Consider the following 22,215-nt stretch of genomic DNA (forward strand, 5'->3'; position numbering starts at 1 on the left):
CGGGTCGGCGGCCGCCGTGGTGGGGCCGGCCCTTCCCGGGACGATGTCGGCGCGGAAAAGGACGGGGTGCCTGCGGGCAGGGCTCGCACGGCGCGCACTGCGGCGACTGGGCGAGCCCTCGCGGTCCAGGGGCTCGGAGGGACTACCCCCGCGGGTGCGGGGGTAGTCCGCGGACTCCATCCGTCGGCACCTGCGGGCCATCGTCGTCCCCGTATCCGCAGGTGATGACGCTGGAGGACGCCACCGTCCGGTCGTCCCCGCACCCGCGGAGGTGGTCCCTTGTCCCGGCACGCCGGCCCGGGTGGGTGGTCCGGTCGCGGATCGCCCGGGCTCCGCCGGGCGGCCGGGCGCCTGGCTCACCCTTCGTCCCGGCCGCCGGTGGAGGGGTGCCGGCCCCGCGTGATGGCGAGGACGCCGCCCGCGACGGCGATCACGGCGATGGCCAGCGCGATGCTGACCCCGCCTTCGGTGTCCCAGTACACGTCCTCCAGGCTGATCAGCAGCGCCGCCTCGTCCAGGACCAGCGCCAGTCCCACCCCGTAGGCGAGGCCCATCCAGGCGCGCGTCCGCGCGGAGCGCTGGACCAGGCCTACCACCCCCACGGCCGCGAGCATGAGGATGCCCCACACGTAGTGGTGGATGTGCACCCCGCCGGCCTGGACGTCGCCCAGGCCCGCCACATCGATGTGGATGAGCCAGGTGAGCAGGCGCATCCCGCCGAAGGTGAGGGCGAACCCCCACCAGGCCAGCACCAGGCCACGCCGCTCCGGGGAGACGCCGGGCAGGACGCGCCGGTGCAAGGGCCTTCCCCCGTGCCCGGTCCGGGTACGGGGGGAAGTCTTCGACGGCTCCACGGGCGCCCTCCTGTCGAGAATGCTCTGGTCAGCGCGGCCATCACGCCCGGCGCACTGTAGTGGGCCGCGTGCGCGACGCCCGGGACCTCGGCGACGTGTCCGTCGACGACCGTGCGCGCCACTCGCCACACCCGGGTGCCGGAGGCGACAGGGCCGCTCGCCCCGCGCACGACGGGCACCGGCGCCCGGACCCGGGCCGGGCCCGTCTCGAAACCCCGCACGAGACGTACGGGCGGACCTACCCGGGCCAGACCGTCCCGCGATCCGCCGGACCGTCCCGCGGTCCCGCCTCCGTCAGGACCGGACCGATGCCGCTTCCCGCCGGTTCGGCTCGGGGGCCAGTCAAACCCCCCGGCCCCGCCACCGTCGGCGCAGCCAGCGGTCGTGGCCGGCGACCACGGCTGCAGACCGGGGTGCACGACGCGCTCGTGGGACCGGGCGGTGTGCCGGACGTTGCAGCGGCCTGCAGGAAGCTCGCCCAGGACCAGGAAGAAGCTGTCCGGCGGGGCGCCGCGCAGATCTCGGCGTGGACAGGCGACACAAGGTGTTGACCTGAATCGGCCTGCCCGTGGGCTGGTTCATGCAGCCGTTGCTTGTGGGAGGCGGGGTTCGTAGAAGGTGCCGTCGCGGAGCATTGCGAACAGCACGCTGATCCGCTGTCGGGCCCTGCCCGGCCCACCCAGCCCATGCCGACCGCAACACCGTGCGCGGCAGCGGGGACACCCATGGCCGGACTGCGGCCGGGCGGTGGCCTCCAGCTGTGCCGCACCCGCCGCGCCGCCACGAGCCGTCACGGCCTGGACCTGTCGGGGCCCGCTCGGCGCGGGCACGACGCGGGCCTGCTTTTCGGCGACGCGGGGTGACAGCCGGGTCGACGCGCCGTTCGGGCAGGCCGGCGATGGCGGCCTGGTGGGCGGCGAGGGCTTGGCGGTAGCGGGGTGAGGCCGTCTCCCCGGTCTTCACCGGCCCGGCAACCATGCTCCCCGCGCCCGCGGGGATGTTTCCTCCGCGTCGGCCGAACGGTCGACACGCGGCGAGTCCTCGCCACCGCCGTGGTCATAGTTTTCTGCACGCTCTGATGGAGCCCACCGTGAGGTCCCCGACCGGTGCCCGCGGCCCAGCCGGAAGGCTCAGGTGTTGCGAGGCCACCAGGCCTGCTGCCTGATCAGGGCTCAGCGACGGTGGGAGCCCCCGGCCGGACAGGGGCACGCCGGGCAGAGCCACGTGTGGACCCGCTACCGCCGCTCTGCCTCAGCACGAGCCACTTCGGCGTCGTACTGACCGGCGTCGAAGTGGAACTCCGGCGGCGGGGGCTCCGGGGCGTACGGAACCTCCCAGTCCGACCACTGCACGAGCTCCCCGATCCGCTGCACAACGACGGACAGGAAACCGCAACAACCACCGGTGCACTCCGGTTCCCCCAACTCCAGACGGCGCGCCTCGCCGGTTGCCCGCAGGAGGCTGGGCCGGCCGGCAGGACATCAGCCGCCAACGGCCAACGGCCGCCCTCGTGGACCGCCCCCTCGACCACGTCCTCGCCGTTGACCCAGAACCGCATCGGGGCAGCCCACCTCGGCCCCGGCGGCAACACTCTGATCTCCAAACGATCGAACATCAGACCCACTTTACGGGGGTGTGTTGAAGTCCGCGCGCGGCCCAGTCGACACCCGCCTCACCCTGGCGGATCTTCTGCGGATCCCGCTGCAGCCCCAACCGCTACGCCCGCCAGCACAGGGTGAAAGAGGTTTAACGAGGGATTGCAGAGGAAACACTTGTGGCTGACTGGGCGGGGGCGACAATTCTGACAAGGTGTTCCATATGATGAAACGTATTCTCGCTGGTTCAGCCCTGGTGGTCTCGTCCACGATCCTGGCCATGGGTACGGCCTCCGCCGCACCCGCAGCCCCCAGCGCCCCAGCATCCGCTGCGGCCACACAAGTCGTCCCCGATTTCTGCAACTACCTCAAGGGCATTCCGGTGGTCGGTAACGTGTTGTGCCCGCAGGTGTAGGACCTTCAGCGGAGTTGCCTCCAAGCGCTCGGTGCCCGTCGCGAAAGGGCACCGAGCGCTGCTGCACGGCCACCAGATGCTGATCCCGCAAAAGCCGGGCAGAGGTGACGGCACGCCCATTGACACCGGGCATTGAGATGCCCCGTCGTCGTCCCCGCACCCGCGGGGATGGTCCCGTCACCCAGGAGGTGGCGCGGCTCCTCGCGTTGTGCTCCCCGCGCCCGCGGGGATGGCCCCCCTGGGTCACCCGGGCCTGCCACTGCTCGTCGCGGCCCGTGCCCTGCCTCCGGGCTGTGGTGCTCACGCGGTGCGCTCCAGTCGTACTGCACCCGCCGCGTCGTGCTGCACTACGGCCTGGTCCTGCCGGGCAGCTCGCTCGGCGCGGGCGCGGCGCAGGGCGGCGGCTTCGGTGGCGGCGGCTTGACGGTGGCGCTGGATGCGGGCCTGTTCGATCGGGGCCGGTGCGTCGGCCGGGACGACGTCGGTCTCGGGGAACGCATGGCGGCTGAGTTCGAGCAGGGCGTGGATCTGTTCTTCGGCGGCGCGGGCGACGGCCGGGTCGACACGTCGTTCGGGCAGGTCGGCGATGGCGGCCCGGTGGGCGGTGAGGGTTTGGCGGTAGCCGGGCGAGGCGGTCTCCCCGGTCTTCACCGGCCCAGCGGCTGCGGGCGGCGGGGCCGACCGGTTCCGGGAGGGGGTCGGTGCGGGGGTGGGTGGCGTAGGCGGGGGAGTCGGGGCGCAGGTCGAGGCGGCCGGCGCAGCGCGAACGGCCGGCGGCGTCGGGTCGGCGACCGTCGTGGCGGGGTCGGCCTTCCCGGGGGCGGGCGGCAGGACGTGCAGGGACTGTACGTTCGCGCCGGGCACCTTCTCGTTGGCCGCCGCGATCAGCTTCGGCGCGATCCAGCGCACCTTCGTGCCGTACGCGGGCGCGGCGGGGACGACGTCCAGGCGCCCGATGTTCGCGTCGAACTTCACCGCCTTCACGTGCCCGGCAAGTTCGGGCGCGGCCCCGGCGAGGATGGCCTCCCACTGGGCCAAGACGCTGCCGCCGGCGGCCGGGGCGACCCGGCCCCGCTCGGTCATCATCATCGTGATCGCCGCGCCCAGCCCGAGCGGTTCGCGTCCGTCCCGCCGCAGAGTCGTGCCGGTGCGCCGCTTCGGCTTCGTGGTGCGGGCGCCGTTCTTCCTCGCCGCCTCCCGGGCAGCGAGCAGGGCCTGGCGCGCGAGGTCGACGCCGGACATCTCTGGGACGGCACTCACGCGATCACTCCCAGAGCCTCGCCGTCCAGCGGGCGGGCGGCGAACTCGGGAAGGCGCTGCGACCACGGCGCGGGCCGGACCGGCTCGGGGCGGGCCTAGGTGTGCAACTGCTCCAGCCGCACGGCGAGCAGGTGCTCGACGGTGCGGGTCTGCGCCGTTGCGGCGGCCTCGGTCGCGGCGGCCTGGCGGCGGCGCTGGAGGCGGGTCTGCTCAATCGGGGCCGGCGCACCATCGGGGCGACGTCGGGCTCGGGGAACGCCCGGCGGGACAGCTGCCGTACCCGTGCGCGGCGTCCGCGAGTTCGCACGCCGCCTTTGCCGCCCGGTCCGCGCACCGCGACCACTGGGAGTGGTTGAACGCCCTGGTCGTCGACCACCACCACTTCCGCACCCCGCCGGCCGTGGAGGACGCCAAGGAAGGCCGCATCCAGACCGTCCTGTCCGGCCGCTCCCTCATCGCGGTGCTGATCAAGCTGTGGGACACCCGCGCCAACGCCCGCCGCATGCAGGGGGACTGGGGAGACTGGGTGATGGCCACGACCATCTACAACCGCATCGCGGTGCGACTCACCGACATCACCGGCGAAGGCGAGACCATCCACATCATCCTCGACGACGGAGCCCCGCACACCACCCTTGAGGACTGAACGCCCCCAGGAAGAGACACGAAGGCCGCCCGACGCATGCCGGGCGGCCTTCGCACTTCGGACCGCTCGGGCATCTGGAGATCATGGGGTGTGACCCAGGTACGCCGAAAAGGGGCCAAGGAATGATCTTGAAGCCGTGAGCCGGTGGGCCGTCACCCGGTCAGGGAGGGCTCGTTGGAGGCCAACCGGAATACGCTGGAAACGTGCCGCAGGGGTGGCCGGTGAGCCGATGAGGAGCCTCTGCGGCGGACGGGTCGGGCCTCACGTGCCGTCGTCGGGTCCGGTGTCCGTGCGGCGGCTGCGCAGCGCTCGCGCGCCGAGGCGGCCGGTGGCGAGGACTAGGGCGGCGGCCAGGCCGCCGAGAAAGTCGGGCTGTCGCGCAGGCTCATCTCCTGGTCGCGGAGGTGGAGGGCCATGGACAGCATGGAGTCGTCGGTGACGTCGGCGCCGCCGATGGTCTTGCCGCGTCGGTGGGCGGACTCGTGGCCTTCGAGGGTGTGGTCGCGAATGAGCCGGGTCGCCCCGCTCTTGTTCGGGACCAGTTCCCAGTCGCCGTCTACCAACGTCCAGTTCGCCAACAATTCCTCTGGCGACCACTCTTGCCGCACGCCCGCCCCTTCGGCCTCGATCACTCGATCAGACCAACGAAGACACTCAAGGCAAGGAAACGGGGCTCGGCCGGCCACCTGCGGCCTACCTTGCGGCTGGTGCCTGAGCTAGGACTCCGGGGCCGGCCCGGCTGGCCCGGGCGTTCAGGAGGCGCGGGCCGCCCACGCGTGCAGCGCCTCCCTGTCCCGCGCCGCGTCCAGGTTCATCGCCGCCTCGATCAGCCCCAGGTGCGTGAAGGCCTGCGGGTAGTTCCCCAGCATCTGCCCGCCCGCCGTCATCTCCTCCGCGAACAGCCCGAAGCGCCCGGCGCGCGCGCACAGCGCCCGGAACCGCTCCCGCGCCTGCGCCCGCCGCCCGGCCAGTACCAGCGCCGAGACCATGTCGAAGGAGCACAGCAGGAACCCGCCCTCCGGCCCGGCGATCCCGTCGTCCGTGGCCCGCGGGTCGTAGCGGTGCACCAGCCAGCCGTCCTCGCCCAGCTCGGCGTCGATCCGCTCCAGCGTCGCCACCACCCGCGGGTCCCGCCCGTCGAGGAAGCCCAGCAGCGGCATCCGCAGCAGCGAGGCGTCCAGCTGCGGCTCCCCGTAGGCCTGGGTGAACGCCCCGCGCCCGCCGTCCCAGCCCCGCGCCAGCACGTCGGCGCGCACCGCCGCACACTCCGCGCGCCACCGCCCCGCCTCGGGCGCGGGCGGACTCCCGGGCAGGTCCGCCAGGCGCACGCCCCGGTCCAGGCAGACCCAGGCGTACAGCTTCGAACTGGTCCAGTGCCGCTTGCGGCCCCGCACTTCCCAGATGCCGTGGTCCGGCTCGCGCCAGCGGCGGCAGGCCGCGTCCACCACCGTCCAGCACGCGGCCAGCTCGCCGTGGCTGAGCGCGTGCGGCGTGCCCGCCGCCACCTGCTGGTACACCAGGGCCGCGTCCAGTACCTGCCCGTACACGTCCAGCTGCCACTGCTCGTCCGCGCTGTTGCCCACGCGCACCGGGCGCGAGCCCGCATACCCCTCCAGGTGGTCCAGCACCTCCTCCGGGGTACCGGTCCCGCCGTCCAGGTCCAGCATCGGCGTCAGCTCCCCCCGCTCGGCCGTGCAGTGCCGCAGCAGCACCCGCAGGTACCGCCCGGCCTCCGCGAAGTGCCCCAGGCGCATCAACACCAGCACCACCAGCGCGGCGTCCCGGTGCCACAGGAAGCGGTAGTCCCAGTTCCGCGGGCCGCCCGGCCACTCCGGCAGCGAGGTCGTCGGCGCCGCCAGCAGCGCGCCCGTCGCGCTGGACATCAGCCCCCGCAGCACCCGCGCGCTGTGCCGCACCTCCTGCGCGCCCACCCCCTCGTACGGGCTGCCGCGCGAGGACCACTCCCGCCAGGCCCCCAGCGTCTCCTCCAGCAACGCCCGCGCCCCCGCCGTCGTCACCGGCCCGCGCCGCACCCCGTCGTAGGCCAGGACCACCACCAGCTCCCCGCCCGCCTCCAGCTCCGCTGCGGCTACCACCGCCCCGTCCTCCACCGCCGGGCGCGCGCCGTCCGCCCCCAGCCACAGTCCGGCCTCCTCCTCGGCCAGCGCCCCGCCCTCCCCGGCCGGCCGCCAGCGCGCGCCCCGGCGCGCATAGTCGGGACGCGCCTCCACCCGGTGCCGCACCCGCACCCGCCCCTCCACGCAGCGCACCATCCGCACCAGCGCCCCGGCCGGCACCAGGCCCCGCGCGTCGTCCGCCCCGGGGGCGCGCGCCGCCAGGAAGTCCCACCCCTCCAGCACGCCCTCGGGCGCCTCCCAGCGCCCGGCCACCACCAGCGTTCCCTCCGCGTACCACCGCTGCGGCGCCCCCGCCCCCTCCACCGTCAGCTCCCAGGCCCCGCCGACCCGGCGGTCCAGCAGCCGCGCGAAGACGCTCGGCGCGTCGTAGCGGGGCGCGCACATCCACTCCACGGCCGCGTCCGGCCCCACCAGCGCGGCCGTGCCGCAGTCCGAGAGGAACGCCAGCTCGCCCAGCGGCGGGTACCCGCCCGCACCCGTCGCGGCCGGGACCCCCGTCCCGCCCCCGCTCACGTGTTCACCCGCGGCAGCACCTCGGCGCCGAAGGTCTCGATGAACGCCAGCTGCTCCGTTCCCACTTGGTGCACCATCACCTCGTCGAACCCCGCCTCCCCCTGCCGCGCCAGCCACGCCGCGTGCCGCGCCGGATCCTCCGAGACGTGCACGGAGCGTTCGATCGCCTCCGGCGGCACCAGCCCCGCCGCCTGCTCGAAGTGCTCCGGCAGCGGCAGCTCCCAGCCCGCGTCGCTGCCCAGCGACGCCTCCCGCCACTGGTCGTGCGCCGCCGCCAGTGCCTCCGCCCGGGTCGGCGCCCAGGACACGTGCGCCTGGAGAACGGCCGGGCCGCGCCCGCCCGCCTCCCGGTAGGCCGCCAGCGTCGCGCGCTGCCCCTCCTCCGGCTGGTTGACCGTGATCAGCCCGTCCGCCCAGTCCGCCGCCCACGCCGCCGTCGCCGGGGTGATCGCCGCGGCCAGCAGGACCGGGGGCCGCTCCGGCAACGACCACAGCCGCGCCCGGTCCACCCGCACCAGCCCGTCGTGGGAGACGGTCTCGCCCGCGAACAGCGCCCGCATCACCGCCACGCACTCCTCAAGACGCCGCGCGCGCTCCTCCTTGGCGGGCCAGCGGTCCCCGGTGATGTGCTCGTTCAGGGCCTGCCCGGTGCCCAGCGCCACCCACAGCCGGCCCGGGAACATCTGCGCCAGGCTCGCCGCCGCCTGCGCCAGCACCGCCGGGTGGTAGCGCTGCCCCGGCGCGGTGACCACGCCCATCGGCACCTCCGTGCTGGCCAGCGCGGCCCCCAGCCACACCCAGGCGTGCCCCGAGTGCCCCTGCCGCGCGCTCCACGGCGCGAAGTGGTCCGAGCACATCCCCGCCGAGAACCCCGCCTCCTGCGCGGTCCGCATCAGGACGAGCAGCTCGGCGGGCGAGAACTGCTCGTGCGAGGCGTGATACCCGTACGCGGTCACGCTCACCTCCCTGGGTCGCCTCCCAGCCTGCGCCCGCCTCCGCCCGGCCGCCCACCGGCATACGACATCCGGGTTCCTCCGCCCCCGCGTCGGGCGAGAACGGCCGGACCCCGCCGCCCGGGCCCCTTCGCGCAACGGCCCTCCCGCCGGGCCCGGCCCACGGGTGAACACCGCCCCGCCCGGCCGGGTCACCCGCCCCGTGAACGCCCCCCACCCCCGTGCCCCGCCCACCAGCCCGGACACGGCCGACCGCACCGCCCCAGGTGAACAGATGATGAAACGACAGGCTTCCGACCTGCGAAAACCCCCGAACGACCGCGCCATCCGGTACAACCAGCCGCCCCCTTCGCCGGTCTTCCTCTCCGTCTGCCGCGCCGAGGGGCGCGCTGCGGGGGAGGGACCGGGCCGACCGTCGCGGCGGGGGTGTGTGGGGCGCCGGTGGGCTGGACCCGCATGGCGCGCACCACAGCGACACCCGCTATCTCGTTGGCGGCCGTGATGAGGCGAAGCTGGGTGGCGTAGGCGGAAGAGTCGGGGCGCAGGTCCAGCCGTCCGGTCGTTGGAACGGTCCAGGCACGGTCGGCCGTCAGGCCTTGGAGCACTGAGGCGAACGGGTTCGGGTCGCGGTCGTCGCGCCGGGGCGGCAGCGGCAGCACGGTGGTGAACCGCGGCGCTGGACGCTGACCTGCCGCCCGGCGCACTCGCCGCCGCCGGCGATTTCGCCGACATCGCCCTCGACGACGAGGTGTGGCTACCGCCGACCCGACGCAGCACCGCCCACACCCCGGCCCAGACCCACGCTGGCGACATCGCCGCACGCGCCACCGCCCACCCGCATGAGCCCGACGCCCTGTTCCTGACCGCGCGCCTGCTCACCAGCCTCGCCCCCGCCCCGTGGCACGACGTCGAGGTCCGCGCGCACGCCAGCACCCTGTTCTTGGCCGCCGAAGCCTGCCCGTCCCCACCGCCCCGCCGGCACGGAGCGGCTGCGCCGAGTACTGCTGGAGGCCGGGGAGGTGGACCTCACCCAGACGCCGTCGACGGCCCACTGACCGGCGACCTTCCCGTCGGCCGACGCGATCTGGGGCCGGCGCGGCTCGCCGCTCCACGCGGGTGGGCGGCGGCGCGTTCGGCGACCCGGCCGGCGTCTGCCGGGGCCGGGGCGTGGGCGGCGCTGCGCCGAGCCAGGGGTAGCCACGCCTCGTCCGGCAGCGCTGCGGCGAAGTCGCCGGCGTCCGCGAGCGCGCCGGGCGGCAGGCTGGCGTCGAGGGCGGTAGTACCCCACACCTATTCGGTGTCTGCCGCGGTCCGTTGACCGGGCTCATCGCGGTGAAGAGGGCGAGGAACCCGAGGAAGCCGGAGGCGGCCTCGGCACCGCCCGGGCCAGCGACCAGCTCACGCCAGGCGACCGTGGGGGCTCCGAGCAGGCCGGGGCGACCGGTCAGCAACGCGTGCACCACGCGGAAAGCCGCGCCACCGGACGGTTCCTCGCACAGAGCGGCCAGGAGCTGGCCGCGGTCCAGGACGGTGAGCAGCAGCGGATCGAGGCCGGGGCCACGGCGGCCGTGCAGCCACGCGGCGGCCGGCGAGGGCCAGCCGGAAACGAGCGCGTACAGCTCACAGTGATGGCCGGCGGTGAAGACGGTTGCACGACGGTGCAAGAAGGGCAGGTGCGCGCCGATCACGGCGGCGACCGCCTCGTCGCCACCGCGGGCGGCCAGGACACCAGCGACCAAGTCCAAGACGTCGCCGGGCATCGCGCCACCCCGCAGGGCCCGGCTGGCGGCGTAGCCCAGGAGGCAGTCCGGCACGCGCACCGCCGGGTGGATGCCCGGCAGACCCGCAGGCAGCGCCTCCTCTTCCTCTACCGCCCGGCCACCGAACGGGCCGGCGGCGCTGGTGACGGGCGCTACCTCATCGGTCGGCGGCCGAGCGATGGGGCGGGCGAGGGGCTCGGCGAGGGTGTGCAGGCGATCTAGAACAGCCAGCAGGTCACCGCCGAGGTCGCCGTCGGTGCGCCACACGGCGTCCAGCAGACGGGACCACGCCCGGCCGGCGAACTCCGCCGCGTCGGAGACTCGCGGGTCGGCGGGAGCGGGCAGGCGCGGCTGAGAGTGAGGGCCGCGTGGACGGCCTCGGCCGGACCGGTGGGAAAGGCGCCGGGATGGCGCGCGGCGGCGGCGAGGTAGAACACGCCGAGCTCCGGGCAGACCAGGGCGTCGAGCACCCGGGGGACATCGGCGATCCAGGCGACCGGGTCGGCCCCCACCAGGCGCTGCAGCACGAAGGCGTGGCTGCGAGCCCCCGCGTCCGGGGCGCTTGCGAGGGCGGCGGTGGCCGCGAGCGGGCCTGCTCGTGGCGGCCAGATCCCGCAGGTCCTCCAGCGCGATGGCGGGTGGGCGGGGGCCTGCAGATCGGGCGGCCCGTCCGGCCGGGCCCGGCGCAGCGCGGCGAGCAACGGGCCGAAGCCGGGCCAGCACATCCGCGGGCAGGACCAGCGACCAGGCCCGCACCCGCAGCCAGGACATGAGCTACTCCACGGTCTCGCCGGCCCGGCCGGCGCCGAGCAGGCCGAGCTGGTCGGCTTGACCAGGGGCGGCCGGCAGCAGTTGGCCGACCGCTGCGGGGGCGGCACCTGCCCGAACGCCGCCCGTACCCGCTGTTGCAGGCCAGCGGCGCACGAGAGCGGGTAAGCAGGACCACCCCCGCCTGCGCGGAGAGGACGCGGGATGCACGATCACGGCCCGCATGGCAGCCGGTTTACCTCCGCCTGCGCGGAGAGGACGCTGAGCGCCGCGCTGCGGCCGAGGAGGATCCGGTCCTCTCCGCGTGAGCGGAGGTGAACCGATCCGGCCGTCGCCGGTCTCCTCGTCCTCGAAGTGGTCTCCGCCTGAGCGGAGGTGGCCCGATCCTTCAGCCGGAGTGGGACGAGGGCGACGTGTCCTCTCCGCGTGAGCGGAGGTCGACGGACCGGGCGCTGAGGCGTTGCCTTTGTCGTGCCTGCTTGTTCGGGTGGTTACGCTGCTGGTTGGTTGAGGTACGTCCCACGGGTCTGGAGGAGCCGCCGTTGTCTGCACTTGGTAAAAAAGCGGCAAAGCGGTGGTAGAACTGCAGGTCATGAAGGGGTGCTCTCCGCGCGAGCGGAGGTGAGCCGTAGAACCGGCCATCGACCCCCTCCTCGGTCAGCAGGGGCAAGGTCGTCATCACCACGGTGATCCGCCAGTTCGGGCAGCCGCGGTGGTGCAAGGCGGCCTCCCTCGTCGCTGGGGCCGCGCGGCATGGGGCAGGGGCGAAGACGAGACGAGCAGCAGCGGTGGGAAGGACCGGTCCGTGAACGGCCCGGCGTAGGTCTCCTGCGAGCGCGGGGCGCGGGTGGCGTTACCGCGTCCGGACGGCGGCGCGTTGCGGTAGGTGTCGTAACGCTCCAGCTTGGCCAGCAGGCGGGCGTAGGCCAGGCCGGGCGGGACGGCCGAGGAAGGCGTGACCGGGCCGGCGGAAACGCGCGGGCGACCCGGACACGGTCCCCGGCGTATCAGGGCGCCTGCTCCTCGTGGGCGGGGGCGACGAGCCCCTGTCCCCATCCCCCGTCGACCGGCAGCTCGATGCCCGTGGTGAAGGTGGCGTCGAAGGCCAGGAAGAGAGCGGCCTTCGCCACTTCCTCGACGGTGCCGTTGCGCCGCAGAGGGGTGCTCGTCTCGCCCTGCTTGAGGAAGGCGTCCCGCTGCTCGTCGGTCAGGCCCACGACACCCATGGTCGGTGTCTCGATGAACCCGGGCGCCACCGCGTTCACCCGGATCCGCCGGGGCAGCAGTTCGGCGGCGAGCACCTGGGCAATGGCCCGCAGTGCCTCCTTCGACCCCGAATAGGCGCTCAGGCCGGGGAAGATGACGTCGTTGGCGACGGTGGTGAAGACGAGCGAGGCACCGTCCGAGAGCAGCGGGGCCAGACGCTGCACCGTGAAGAAGGACCCCTTGGTGTTGACCGTGAACTGCCGGTCGAAAGACTCCTCCGTGGCCTCCTGGAGGGTCTGGAACTCCGCCGTCCCGTGGTTGACGAAGAGGGCGTCGACCCGGCCCAGCCGCTCCTCGACGAGCGCGCCGAGCGCGTCGATGTCGGCCAGGCTGGCGGCATCGGAGCGGACGACGTGGACCGGCCGGGAAGCCAGCTTCGTCCTCGCCTCCTCCAGGGTCTTCTCGTTGCGTCCGGTCAGGACGACCTCGGCGCCCCCGTCGAGCAGCGCCTTGGCGATCGCCAGCCCCATGCCGTGCGTACCACCGGTGATGACGGCCTTCTTGCCCGCGTACGTGTTCATGGTCCCTGCCTCTTTCCTACGGGTTCCCACGGGTTCCCGCGGTTCGTGTGGTTCGTGTGGTTCGTGTGGACGAGGACTACGGTGGCTGCGTGCGCTGGAGGAGTTCTGACGGTCTTCTTGCGGTCCGCCCGCCGGCAGCGGGCCGGGATACGCTCACCCCATGCGTTTTGGAGTGCTGGGGCCGCTGACCGTATGGACGGACGACGGCGTTCCGGTACCGGTGCCCGAACGCAAGGTACGGACTCTGTTGGCCGAGCTCCTGGTCGCACCGGGGCACGTGGTGCCGGTGGACACCCTCCTTGAGGATCTGTGGGACGGTCGCCCGCCCGCCGACCCTGCGGGCGCGGTGCAGACCCGGGTCTCCCGGCTGCGCCGCGCGCTGACGGCGGGCGGTGGCGTCCGTGACCTGGTGTCGTACCGGGCGCCGGGCTACGTACTGAACGTCGACGAAGAGGCGGTGGACGCGGCACGGTTCACAGCGCTGACCTCCCGGGCGCGAACCACCCGGGAACCGCGCCACCGGGCCACGCTGCTGTCCGAGGCGCTGGGCCTGTGGCGGGGGCCCGCGTTCGCCGACTTCCGCGACGAGCCCTTCGTACGGGAAGCCGTCGCTCGCCTCGACGAGCAACGGCTCAACGCCCTGGAAGAACACGCGCAGACACGCTTGGAGCTGGGTGAGCACGCCGCTGTGGCGGCCGAGCTGGCCGGCCCGGTGGGGCGGTACCCGTTGCGCGAACAACTGCGCGCGACCCACATGCGCGCCTTGTACCGGGCGGGCCGGACGAGCGAGGCGCTGGAGTCCTACCACGAGCTGCGCCGTCTGCTCGCCGAGGAGCTCGGTCTGGACCCCGGGCCCGCACTGACCGGCCTGTACGAGGAGATGCTCCGGCACGAGCCGGGGCTGCGGGCCGACGGCACCGCGCTCTCCGCACCCGCACCCGCACTCGCGCCCGGAGGAGACGACGAGCCCGCCGCCGAGGCGCGCCCGCGGACGAATCTCCCCGCGCCCGCCACCGCGCTCATCGGCCGCGACGAGGAGGTCACCGGGATCGAGGGCCTGCTGTCCGTCGGCCGACTGGTGACCCTGACCGGCCCCGGCGGTGTGGGCAAGACCCGGCTGGCCCTGGAGACGGCGACACGCGTCGCCGCGGACCTGGCCGACGGGTCCTGGCTGGTGGAGCTGGCGGGCCGCGGCCGGGCCGAGGAACCCGGTCCGCGGTGCACGGTCGACGAGCTGGCCGAGGCGGCCACCGCGGCCCTGGGCGTCCGCGACGACACCGAAACCCCCGGCGCGGGCACGACCGAGCGCCTGGTCGAGGCGGTGCGTGACAAGCGTCTGCTGCTCCTCCTGGACAACTGCGAGCACGTCATCGAACCCGCCGCCAGGCTCGTCGAGACGCTGCTGCGCGACGCTCCGGGCGTCCGGGTCCTGGCCACCAGCCAGGAACCGCTGGGAATCGCGGGAGAGCGGCTGTGGACGGTCGAACCCCTCGACGAGCCGGACGCCCTTCGCCTCTTCGCGGCCAGAGCCGCCGACGCCTCCCCCGGCTTCGCCCTGACCGACGACAACTCAACGGCCGTCGCCTCGATCTGCCGGCGTCTGGACGGCATTCCCCTCGCCCTCGAACTGGCCGCCACCCGCATCCGGGCTCTGGGCGTCGAGCAGTTGGCGCGGCGGCTCGACGACCGGTTCCACCTGCTCACCGCGGGACGCCGTGACGCGCCGGCCCGCCAGCGGACCCTGCGGGCGATGATCGACTGGAGCTGGGAGCTCCTGACGGCCGCCGAGCGGATCGTGCTGCGCAGACTGGCCGCACACGTCGAGGGCTGCACGCTCGAAGCCGCCGAAGCGGTGTGCCAGGGAGACGGAGTGAAGCCCGCGGAGGTCCTCGACCTGCTCGCCCGGCTGGTGGACCGCTCCCTGGTCCGCGTCACCCACGGAGAGGACGGACCGCGCTACCGCCTGCTCGAGTCGGTGGCCGCGTACTGCCTCGAGAAACTCGACGAGGTGCAAGAGACGGCGGCCGTGCGACTCGCCCACGCCCGGTACTACACGGACCTGGCCGTCCTGTCCCGGGACGGGCTGCGCGGCGCGGAGCAAGGGCGCTGGCTGCGCCGGCTCGACGCGGAAGCGGCGAACTGCCGTGTCGCCCTGGACCATTGCGTACGGCACGCGGCACCGGACGAGGCACTACGACTGGCCTGTGCCCTGTCCTGGTACTGGTTCCTGCGCGGCCGGACCGGCGAGGCCGCCCGCTCCCTGGCCGCTGCCCTCACCCTCCCGGTGAGCCTCCCCGCACGGCGGACCGCGCACACCACCGCCGCGGCGTGGCTGGCCGCCTTCGCCATGCTGCGCGGGGAGCGGGGGTCCGAAGCACGGTTCGGTTCGATCGCGGACGCCATCGACGATCCGCAAGAGCGGATACGGGCCCTGTGGGTCCTGGGGTTCGCCGCGTGCCGGATCGGCGACCCGGCGGAGAGCCAGAGGCTCATCGAGGGAGCCCTGGCGGGCGCCGCGGAGCTCGACGACCGGTGGGTCACCGCCGCGGCGCTCAGCACGCGGGGCGTACTGAGGCATGTGTGCGGTGACCTGGCCGCCGCCCGGACCGACAGCGAAGAGGCGCTGAGGATCTTCCGGGAACTGGGTGACGGATGGGGCCGGGTGCAGGCCGCCGCCGTGCTCGGCACCCTCGCGGAGATCACCGGGGACTACGAGCGGGCCACGTCGCACCACCGCGAGGGACTGCGGATGAGCGAAGAGCTCGGGATGTGGACGGAAGCCGTCCGACGGCTCGTCGAACTGGGCAGGATCGCCCTGTTGGCGGGCGACCAGGAGCAGGCGGAGCGGCTCCACGAGCAGGCCCGTGACCTCGCCGTGCGCCACGGCGACCGGCCCGGTCAGGAGATCGCCGAGGTCGGTCTCGGCCTGGTGGCCCGCAGGCGGGGCCGCCTCGACGAGGCCGAGGCGTACCTGACCGACTGGCTGGAGTGGAACCGCCGGCTGGACAGTGATCACGGAACCGCCCTGATCCTGGCCGAGTTGGGCTTCATCGCCGAACTGCGCGGTGACGCTCCGACCGCGCTCGCTCTGCACCGCGACGGCCTGGCCGCAGCCCGGCGCACCAGTGATCCCCGCGCTGTGGCCCTGGCTCTGGAAGGACTGGCGGGTGCCCGGGCCCTGGCGGGCCGACACCGAGGCGCGGCGCGGCTGCTCGACGCGGCCACCACGGCCAGGGCACGCCTCGGCGCTCCGCTGCCCGCGGCCGAGCGCGCGGACGTCGACCGGATCAAGGCCGCGATCGACAAGGCATCCGCGGACCGGTCCTCGACGCTGCGTCCACATCGAGGGGGCAGGTGACCGCAACCGCAGAACAGGCCGTACCGCCCCAGCGGACCCGCCCTGTCCCGCACCGCACCGTTCGACGCTCCGCCACGCTGGTCGGTGCGTCTGCCGTTACCCCGCCGACAGGGCCCCTGAGCGACGGGAGAAGTCTCGTCGCCGGTCCGGGGGCGGTCTTCCCGCATTCGATCAGCTCCTCCTTTCGCACAGGACCCGGACGGGCACCCTGTCAGTGCCCGTCGCACCGCCGCCCGGGGCCCTTCGAAGGGTCCGTGCCTCAGGGGGCGGTGCGGTTCACGACGTGCGTCATGTCATCGGCGGCCGCCAGCAGCAGCTCCGCCTGCCCGGGGTCGGTGACCGCCTCCCGCCTGGCAGCGAAGGCGAGCCAGGGGATGGTGCGCTGGAGCGCGGCGCGCAGGTCGGTGATGTGCTGGTCGCGGATGTCGGCGGCGGGGCGGGTGGGGTGTCCATGGGTGGTCCTCCTTGGTGGTTGGTCAGCGGTTGGTCAGGTGACGCGGATGATCAGGGCGGTGGCGTTGTCCGCATACGGGTCCGGTAGTGCGTGGGGCGCCGGACGGCGTCGTCGACCAGGCGCTCGGCGGTGTCGCGGGGGTCACTGGTCAGGTAGGGGGCCAGGTCGTGGTCGGCGTCCTTGTGGGGTTCGTAGGCGCCGCCGGAAGCCGGCGACAACCACCCCGGCCGGGCCGGGACGCGCAGGTGCTCGATGGCCGGGTGGCCCCAGAACTGTTCGGTCCCCCCGTCGCCTCGGACTCCGCCGAGGCAGGCGGTGATCAGGTTCCGGCCCCCGTAGCCGTCGCGGGCCACGCCCGCAGCCGCTCGGCGAGCGAAAGGCCGCCACGGTACCCACCACGGCAAGGCCGAGGATCACGCGGGCCAGCAGCGGCTCCACGAAGGCCACCGGGTCGCCGAGGCAAACCTCGTCCCGGTCGACGTCGAAAACCAGGTGCCGCGCGGCGGGCGCGGTCACCACGGCGTCGCAGCATCGCGGTATCGCGGGGCGGCAGGTCCGCCAGGGCCCCGCGCACGGCACGGGTCCGGCAAAACGGGCCGCCGGCGGTGTCGTGGATGGTCGCCGCCAACTCCCGCGGCAGGCCCGCGGCCTCACGGCCGGGCAGACGGTCGGCCGTCGCGGCGACCGGTTGCACCGGTGGGGGTGCAGTACGTCGCCCACCTGCTCTGACAGGCGCCGGCCTCAGCCACCGGGGCTGATGGTGGTGCAGGCGACGTCCCAGAAGAAGCCACCCCGAATCGAGGTCGTCTGAGATCATGAAGCATGCTCCCGGATGGCTGGTACCTCACCCAAGACGTCGAGGACTTCCTCGCCCAAGCCGGGGACTTCCTGTCCTCGCGCGCCGCCCTGCACAACACGCCGCTGACGGACATCGAGAAGCTGCGGACACGCGGGGTGACCGATCACAACGCCGAAGCCGCCGTCTTCGGCCGACTGGAGTCACAGGGCGAGGTCCGCGCCATCTTCTATCTCACTCCCCGCGGACGCCTGGGCCTCACGCCCCTCTCCGCCGCGCAGACCGGCACCCTCGCCGCACACCTGACCGACCTCGGCCACTCCCCCTCCAACGTCATCGCGGACCACGACACCGCTGGTGCCTTCGCCGAGTCATGGCAGCAGCACACAGGCGCGGCCGCGGAACCTTTCTGGAGGACGCATCTCTACCGTCTCGGCACGCTCACCCCACCGCAGCCGCGACCGGAGGGCCAAGGGCGTCTCACGGACGAGAAAGACCGCGAGCAAGTGGTGCGCTGGTGCCGTGAGTTCTGTGTGGACGTCGGGGAGCAGTCCTCCATCGACTTGATCGATGCCGGCTCCTGGGAGGACTCGCGTTTCGGCGACAGGCACTTCACCTTCTGGGAGACCCCGGAAGGTGCCCCCGTCTCGATGGCGGCCGCCACCTCGGTCATCGGCGGCATGGTCCGGATCGACCCCGTCTACACCCCCGCCCACCTCCGCGGTCGCGGCTACGCGGGAGCTGTGACCGTCGAGGCGAGCAGGGCCGCGCTGGCCGCGGGAGCGACGGACGTCGTCCTGTTCACCGACCCGGACAACCCCACCAGCAATGCCCTCTACCAGCGCATCGGGTACGTTCACCTCGCCGACTTCGCCGGGTACACATTCTCCTACGGCGCACCGGAGGCCGGATGAGGGGCGCCCCTGGACAACGGTCCGGGAAAGCTCGTCAGTAGCCCCCGTGCCGGCGGTACGACGGGCTGCGGGCACCATCCGCCGCAGGCCGCTGCGCGAATAGCGCATGGATCGAGCACTGCCTCTTCACCAGGAGGACGGCCGCCGCGCTCAACGGGCCGTCGGCTTTGTCCACGAGACCGGGTTCTGGCCCGACTTCTGTGGCGTCGGCTCGTGCGAGCCGTCGGCGGCCTCCACACATGAGGGGCTGACCTGATGGTTTCCTCGCCCCTTGCTGTCATGCGGCAAGTTGGTCACCCCGGATCACAGAAGTTGGGTCAGAACCCCGGCGGGTAGCGGCGGCGAGGCGACCACGGCAGGAGGCCGCCGGGAAGCCGTAGTCCGGCCGGACTGCGGCCGCGACGCCGACTCGGGACGCGGGAGCGATCGGCCGGGGCGGCACTCGCGGACGCCGGTGGTGTCGGGACATTCCCCCCACCTTCGGCACCTTCCACGCTCACCACCGCGGGACCCGCGCGAGGGGGCCGCCACCACGGGCAGCGGTCCGGTCACCGGCGACCTCGCCGGACTGCCCCTCGGCGGTCCCTCACTGCGGCGGAGCAGACGTGAACGTCCCGACGGAAGTCGACGAGGAGACTGCCGAGAACAGCCGCATCGACTCCGGGGTGGTGTGATGAGGTTCGCCGCTCCTTCCGCGTCGGTTCGGCCGGCGGCGTGCGCGAGGGCACACGGTGAGGGGTGCGGTGGGTTCGCAGTCCGCCGCCCGCACGGGGATCGGTCGTGTCCGGCGGTGTCCGGGCGGCGTCTGCGCGCACCACGGTGTCGCGGCCGTGGGTGCCGGCTCCGTCAGCCGATGAGGTTGTAGGCGTTCCAGCCGCTGCCGACCTTCACGCGGTTGTGGAGGGGCGCTGCGAGGTTGCCGGTGCCCTTGTAGAGCCAGAGAACCCCGTCGGCGTCACGGACGAAGAAGTCGGCCTTGGCGTCGCCGTTCGCGTCACCGCTCGCGGCGTACGCGGTGTAGTTCCAGCCCGTACCGATCTGGACGCGGTTCTTCCACGGCGTGGCGCCGATGCCGGTGCCCTGGTAGAGCCAGAGCTTGCCGGCCGTGTCGCGGGTGAGGAGGTCGGGCTTGCCGTCACCTGTGTAGTCGCCGCTGCCGAACGACGTCAGGCTGCCCCAGCCGGTGCCCGTCTTGATCCGGGGGAGGAGTCCGCCCCACGGGGCCTTGAAGGGGTAGACCCACTGGACGCCGTCGGCGTCCACGGTGACGATGTCCGGCGTGCCGTCACCGGTCACGTCGCCGGGCACCGTGATGGAGCGCATGGCGTTGAACCCGGATCCCAGCTTCGTCGTGTACTCCTCGTAACTCTCCGGGTAGCCCCACGAGTCGATCTCGACCACTGCCCAGTGGCGCCAGTAGAGGTCGCCCGCCGCGTCGCGGAAGATGTGGTCCTGGGCGCCGTCCCCGTCGAGGTCGGCCTGGCGGAAGCGGGTGTACGTGGAGGGGAGCTCCCGCTGCCGGACCGGCGCGGACAGGCCGCTGCCGGTGCTGTTGTAGTGGTACGCCTTGCCGTCCGGGGTCATGGCGAACAGGTCGGCCCGGGCGTCACCGTCGAGGCTGGTGGCCTGGATGCGCGGGGCGAGCTCGCCGACGAACGCGCTGACCTTCGTGAACACGGCCTGCCCGCCCTCGGACGTGCACCCGGGGCCGGTGCCGCGCGAGTAGATGCCCACCAGGCGCCCCCGCACGACCAGCGGGCCGCCCTCGTCTCCCGTGCAGGGGGCGACGGTGCCCGTGTCCGCGCCGGTCGCCGGCTCGCCCGCGCAGAACATCCGTCCGGGCTCCCAGGCGGCTCCCAGGGCGGTGGCGCACTCCGCGTCCGCGCGCAGGGGCAGCGTGGCCTCGCGCACCGACGGGGCGGGCTTCGACGAGGTACCGCTGGTGCTGCCCCAGCCCCGGAAGGTCGCCGGGGTCCCGGGCGCGTACGAGGCGGTGTCGTCGGAGGTCGTCAACCGGACGGTGACGTGCGTGTTCAAGTGCCCCAGGGCGCTGACCAGCGCGACGTCGTTGCGCCCGGTGGCCGGTTCGTACTGCGGGTGCACCCAGGACAACTCCGCCTCGGAACCGGGGATGGCCACGTCATCGAGCTGCGGTGGCCAGTCCGAGTCCGTCGCCAGGCGGGCGAGGCCGGAGGCGACGCGTATCTCCTTCGCCCCCGCCACGCATCCTGCCGACGTGAGGACCTTGAGGTTGCCGCCGACGGCGGCGCCGCCGCAGAGGCGCTTCGTACCGTCGGGAAGGGTGACGTGGACCTGCACCATCCAGTCGCCCTCACCGCCCACCTCACTGCCCCCCACCACCGCGTGCGCGGGCGGCGCGGCCAGCATGCCGCCGACAAGGGCGGCAGCGGCTGCCGCCGCCGGTATGGACCAGCCGAAGAATCGCATGGTGTTCCCCTCACGTGAGCCGTCATCCGGCACTTCACGATCTTGGACTGCGGGAGGGGGCGAAGGGTTGTACGCGACCACCGCACTGTCCGGGCACGGCAGGCGGCCGGGTGCAGAGGCGGCGACGTACAGCGGTCGACGTTGTCGGCGCGGCGAGCGGGCAGGACGGCGCGACCGGACACCGCCCCCAACGGCGACCTCGGCGCCAGGGCAACGAGGCGGCGGGGCAGCGGGGCGGCGGTAGAACGACGGCGGCAGAGCCGTGCGGCGGTCGGCCGGGAGGCGGCAGAACGACGGCGGGGCGGGGCGAGGTGGCAGCGGCAGCGGCAGCGGCAGCGGCAGCGGCAGCGGCAGCGGGACAGAACGCCAGGCGTCGCCCTCCGCGGTCGAAGCAACGGAACCGACGACCGGGGCGCGGGGAGCGACGGTGCCGGCGACAAGGCGAGGGGGCGGGCGACGGGGGGCCGAAGCGGCGGTCGACGACGGCGTCGAGCGGCGCGGCCGTACGGCGCCCGGCCGGAAGGTGGCGGTCGTACGGACGAGCGCCGACGACAGGGCGACGGGGAGCGGCCCGGTGGTACTGCCCCCAGAGCGCTGGGCACCGGGCCTGACCCGCACACTCCATACCGGCACGGACTGCTCGCGGTCCTAGTCACGGATGCCCCGTCCGCGTGCCAGGGTCGACCGGCCCCGCGCTCAACGGCCGTCACCCGGCGCGCAGCGGCGCCGGACGGGGTGTTCTCCGCGTCGTACGTCTTGTTGGCCATCTTGAAGGTCCGCTGCACGGCAGGCCCGCCGCCCGCCGTCGACGGGCCGCGCCCCGCGTCCGCGGCCTCGCGCTGAACCGGGGCGGGCCCGGACATCACCCGGTGCGCGTTCTCCTCAGCCGCCCGCTCGAACCGGTCCGACGGGTCGCTGATCCGCAGGGCGTCGCCGGTGTCGGTGCCCGCGACCGGGCCCTGGCTCTGCTGGATCACGTGGGTCAACTCGTGGGCCAGGGTGTGCTTGTCGCCGCCACCCTCGCCGATCACCACGTGACTGCCGGACGTGTACGCGCGGACGCCGATCTCGTCGGCGGAGCGCTGCGCGGCAGCACCAGTGTGCACCCGCACGTCGGAGAAGTCCGCGCCGAGCCGGGCCTCCGTCTCCGCCCGCACCGGCGCGTCCAACGGCCACCCGGCCGAGGCCAGCACGTCGTGCACCACCGAACGCTGCCGGGGAGGAGCCGGGTTGCCAGCGTGCCCGCAGCCGGGTCGGTGCTCGTGCTGCTCGCCCGCGCGCGCCTGCTGGACGTACCGGGTGACGGCGGCGTTCCCGGCCGCCCGCTGAAGGGCGAGGAGAGCGGCGGCGGACAGCGACACGGCGTTCCTCGCCCCGGCGGCCGGAATGGGCCGCCGTAGGTCTCGACGATCACGGCCGGAGCTCCATCCCAGTAAATCCGGCATTTACTGCGGCAGTTGCGAACGCGTCTCCGCGATCGAGCACCCGCCCTGATGTGCTTCTGCTGTGCGGACTTGAGGTGAGGGGACTGTCAGTGCCCGACGCCGACCACACCC

Annotated in this window: 14 protein-coding genes and 1 pseudogene; 5 read left to right on the plus strand and 10 right to left on the minus strand. The window is 73.8% G+C overall.

All coding sequences use genetic code 11. The features are described 5' to 3' along the window. Positions 1–356: 356 nt before the first annotated feature. The gene (locus tag RND61_RS02745) at positions 357–800 is read right to left on the minus strand and encodes a hypothetical protein (RefSeq protein ID WP_315876002.1); all 444 of its coding nucleotides are present in this window, start codon (positions 798–800) and stop codon (positions 357–359) included. Positions 801–2,672: 1,872 nt separating this feature from the next. Here RND61_RS02745 and RND61_RS02750 point away from each other — a divergent pair. Continuing rightward, positions 2,673–2,864 carry a hypothetical protein gene (locus RND61_RS02750; protein ID WP_315876003.1) on the plus strand — a complete coding sequence of 64 codons (192 nt, stop codon included), beginning with the start codon at positions 2,673–2,675 and terminating at the stop codon, positions 2,862–2,864. A gap of 300 nt (positions 2,865–3,164) precedes the next feature. Here RND61_RS02750 and RND61_RS02755 read toward each other — a convergent pair whose 3' ends face one another. Beyond that, positions 3,165–4,124 carry a DciA family protein gene (locus tag RND61_RS02755; RefSeq protein ID WP_315876004.1) on the minus strand — a complete coding sequence of 320 codons (960 nt, stop codon included), beginning with the start codon at positions 4,122–4,124 and terminating at the stop codon, positions 3,165–3,167. A gap of 352 nt (positions 4,125–4,476) precedes the next feature. On the opposite strand from RND61_RS02755, the gene RND61_RS02760 reads away from it, so the two are divergent. After that, positions 4,477–4,770 (plus strand): hypothetical protein, encoded by a 294-nt coding sequence (locus RND61_RS02760; RefSeq protein WP_315876005.1) that lies wholly within the window; start codon positions 4,477–4,479, stop codon positions 4,768–4,770. 338 nt (positions 4,771–5,108) lie between these two features. On the opposite strand, the gene RND61_RS02765 is transcribed toward RND61_RS02760, so the two are convergent. The 3 genes from RND61_RS02765 to RND61_RS02775 form a co-directional block, all read right to left on the minus strand. Next, positions 5,109–5,348 (minus strand): hypothetical protein, encoded by a 240-nt coding sequence (locus RND61_RS02765; RefSeq protein ID WP_315876006.1) that lies wholly within the window; start codon positions 5,346–5,348, stop codon positions 5,109–5,111. A gap of 174 nt (positions 5,349–5,522) precedes the next feature. After that, on the minus strand, positions 5,523–7,421 hold the full coding sequence (locus RND61_RS02770; protein WP_315876007.1) for a glycoside hydrolase family 15 protein: 1,899 nt from the start codon (positions 7,419–7,421) through the stop codon (positions 5,523–5,525). Beyond that, positions 7,418–8,377 carry a TIGR03885 family FMN-dependent LLM class oxidoreductase gene (locus tag RND61_RS02775; protein ID WP_315876008.1) on the minus strand — a complete coding sequence of 320 codons (960 nt, stop codon included), beginning with the start codon at positions 8,375–8,377 and terminating at the stop codon, positions 7,418–7,420. The genes RND61_RS02770 and RND61_RS02775 overlap by 4 nt, the downstream gene beginning before the upstream one ends. A gap of 1,451 nt (positions 8,378–9,828) precedes the next feature. Here RND61_RS02775 and RND61_RS02780 point away from each other — a divergent pair. Further along, positions 9,829–10,356 (plus strand): hypothetical protein, encoded by a 528-nt coding sequence (locus tag RND61_RS02780; protein WP_315876009.1) that lies wholly within the window; start codon positions 9,829–9,831, stop codon positions 10,354–10,356. Here the strand turns inward: RND61_RS02780 and RND61_RS02785 are convergent. Further along, positions 10,353–10,661: a hypothetical protein gene (locus RND61_RS02785; protein ID WP_315876010.1), complete on the minus strand. Its 309-nt coding sequence runs from the start codon at positions 10,659–10,661 to the stop codon at positions 10,353–10,355. The genes RND61_RS02780 and RND61_RS02785 overlap by 4 nt on opposite strands. 1,248 nt (positions 10,662–11,909) lie before the next feature. Further along, positions 11,910–12,689, minus strand: a complete 780-nt coding sequence (locus RND61_RS02790; RefSeq protein WP_315876011.1) for an SDR family oxidoreductase — start codon at positions 12,687–12,689, stop codon at positions 11,910–11,912. Positions 12,690–12,849: 160 nt separating this feature from the next. Here RND61_RS02790 and RND61_RS02795 point away from each other — a divergent pair, with 160 nt between their 5' ends. Further along, positions 12,850–16,047, plus strand: a complete 3,198-nt coding sequence (locus tag RND61_RS02795; RefSeq protein ID WP_315876012.1) for a BTAD domain-containing putative transcriptional regulator — start codon at positions 12,850–12,852, stop codon at positions 16,045–16,047. A gap of 504 nt (positions 16,048–16,551) precedes the next feature. Here RND61_RS02795 and RND61_RS02800 read toward each other — a convergent pair. Beyond that, the gene (locus RND61_RS02800; RefSeq protein WP_315876013.1) at positions 16,552–16,854 is read right to left on the minus strand and encodes a hypothetical protein; all 303 of its coding nucleotides are present in this window, start codon (positions 16,852–16,854) and stop codon (positions 16,552–16,554) included. A 469-nt stretch (positions 16,855–17,323) separates the two neighbouring features. Here RND61_RS02800 and RND61_RS02805 point away from each other — a divergent pair, with 469 nt between their 5' ends. Then, entirely contained in the window at positions 17,324–18,211 is an 888-nt protein-coding gene (locus tag RND61_RS02805) for a GNAT family N-acetyltransferase (RefSeq protein ID WP_315876014.1), read from the plus strand. Positions 18,212–19,057: 846 nt separating this feature from the next. Here RND61_RS02805 and RND61_RS02810 read toward each other — a convergent pair. Both RND61_RS02810 and RND61_RS02815 read right to left on the minus strand, forming a co-directional pair. Beyond that, positions 19,058–20,659 (minus strand): trypsin-like serine protease, encoded by a 1,602-nt coding sequence (locus tag RND61_RS02810; protein WP_315876015.1) that lies wholly within the window; start codon positions 20,657–20,659, stop codon positions 19,058–19,060. A gap of 1,016 nt (positions 20,660–21,675) precedes the next feature. Further along, positions 21,676–22,104 (minus strand): annotated as a pseudogene (locus RND61_RS02815) (eCIS core domain-containing protein); the annotation flags it as partial. Between the last annotated feature and the right edge of the window lie 111 nt (positions 22,105–22,215).

Origin of the sequence: Streptomyces tamarix (assembly GCF_032423885.1) — a bacterium.
Classification (GTDB): domain Bacteria; phylum Actinomycetota; class Actinomycetes; order Streptomycetales; family Streptomycetaceae; genus Streptomyces; species Streptomyces tamarix.

Coding starts and splice junctions, on each gene's coding strand:
- RND61_RS02750 (WP_315876003.1), top strand. CDS start 2,673: ATGATGAAACGTATTCTCGCTGGTTCAGCCCTGGTGGTCTCGTCCACG.
- RND61_RS02790 (WP_315876011.1), bottom strand. CDS start 12,689: ATGAACACGTACGCGGGCAAGAAGGCCGTCATCACCGGTGGTACGCAC.
- RND61_RS02795 (WP_315876012.1), top strand. CDS start 12,850: ATGCGTTTTGGAGTGCTGGGGCCGCTGACCGTATGGACGGACGACGGC.
- RND61_RS02805 (WP_315876014.1), top strand. CDS start 17,324: ATGCTCCCGGATGGCTGGTACCTCACCCAAGACGTCGAGGACTTCCTC.
- RND61_RS02810 (WP_315876015.1), bottom strand. CDS start 20,659: ATGCGATTCTTCGGCTGGTCCATACCGGCGGCGGCAGCCGCTGCCGCC.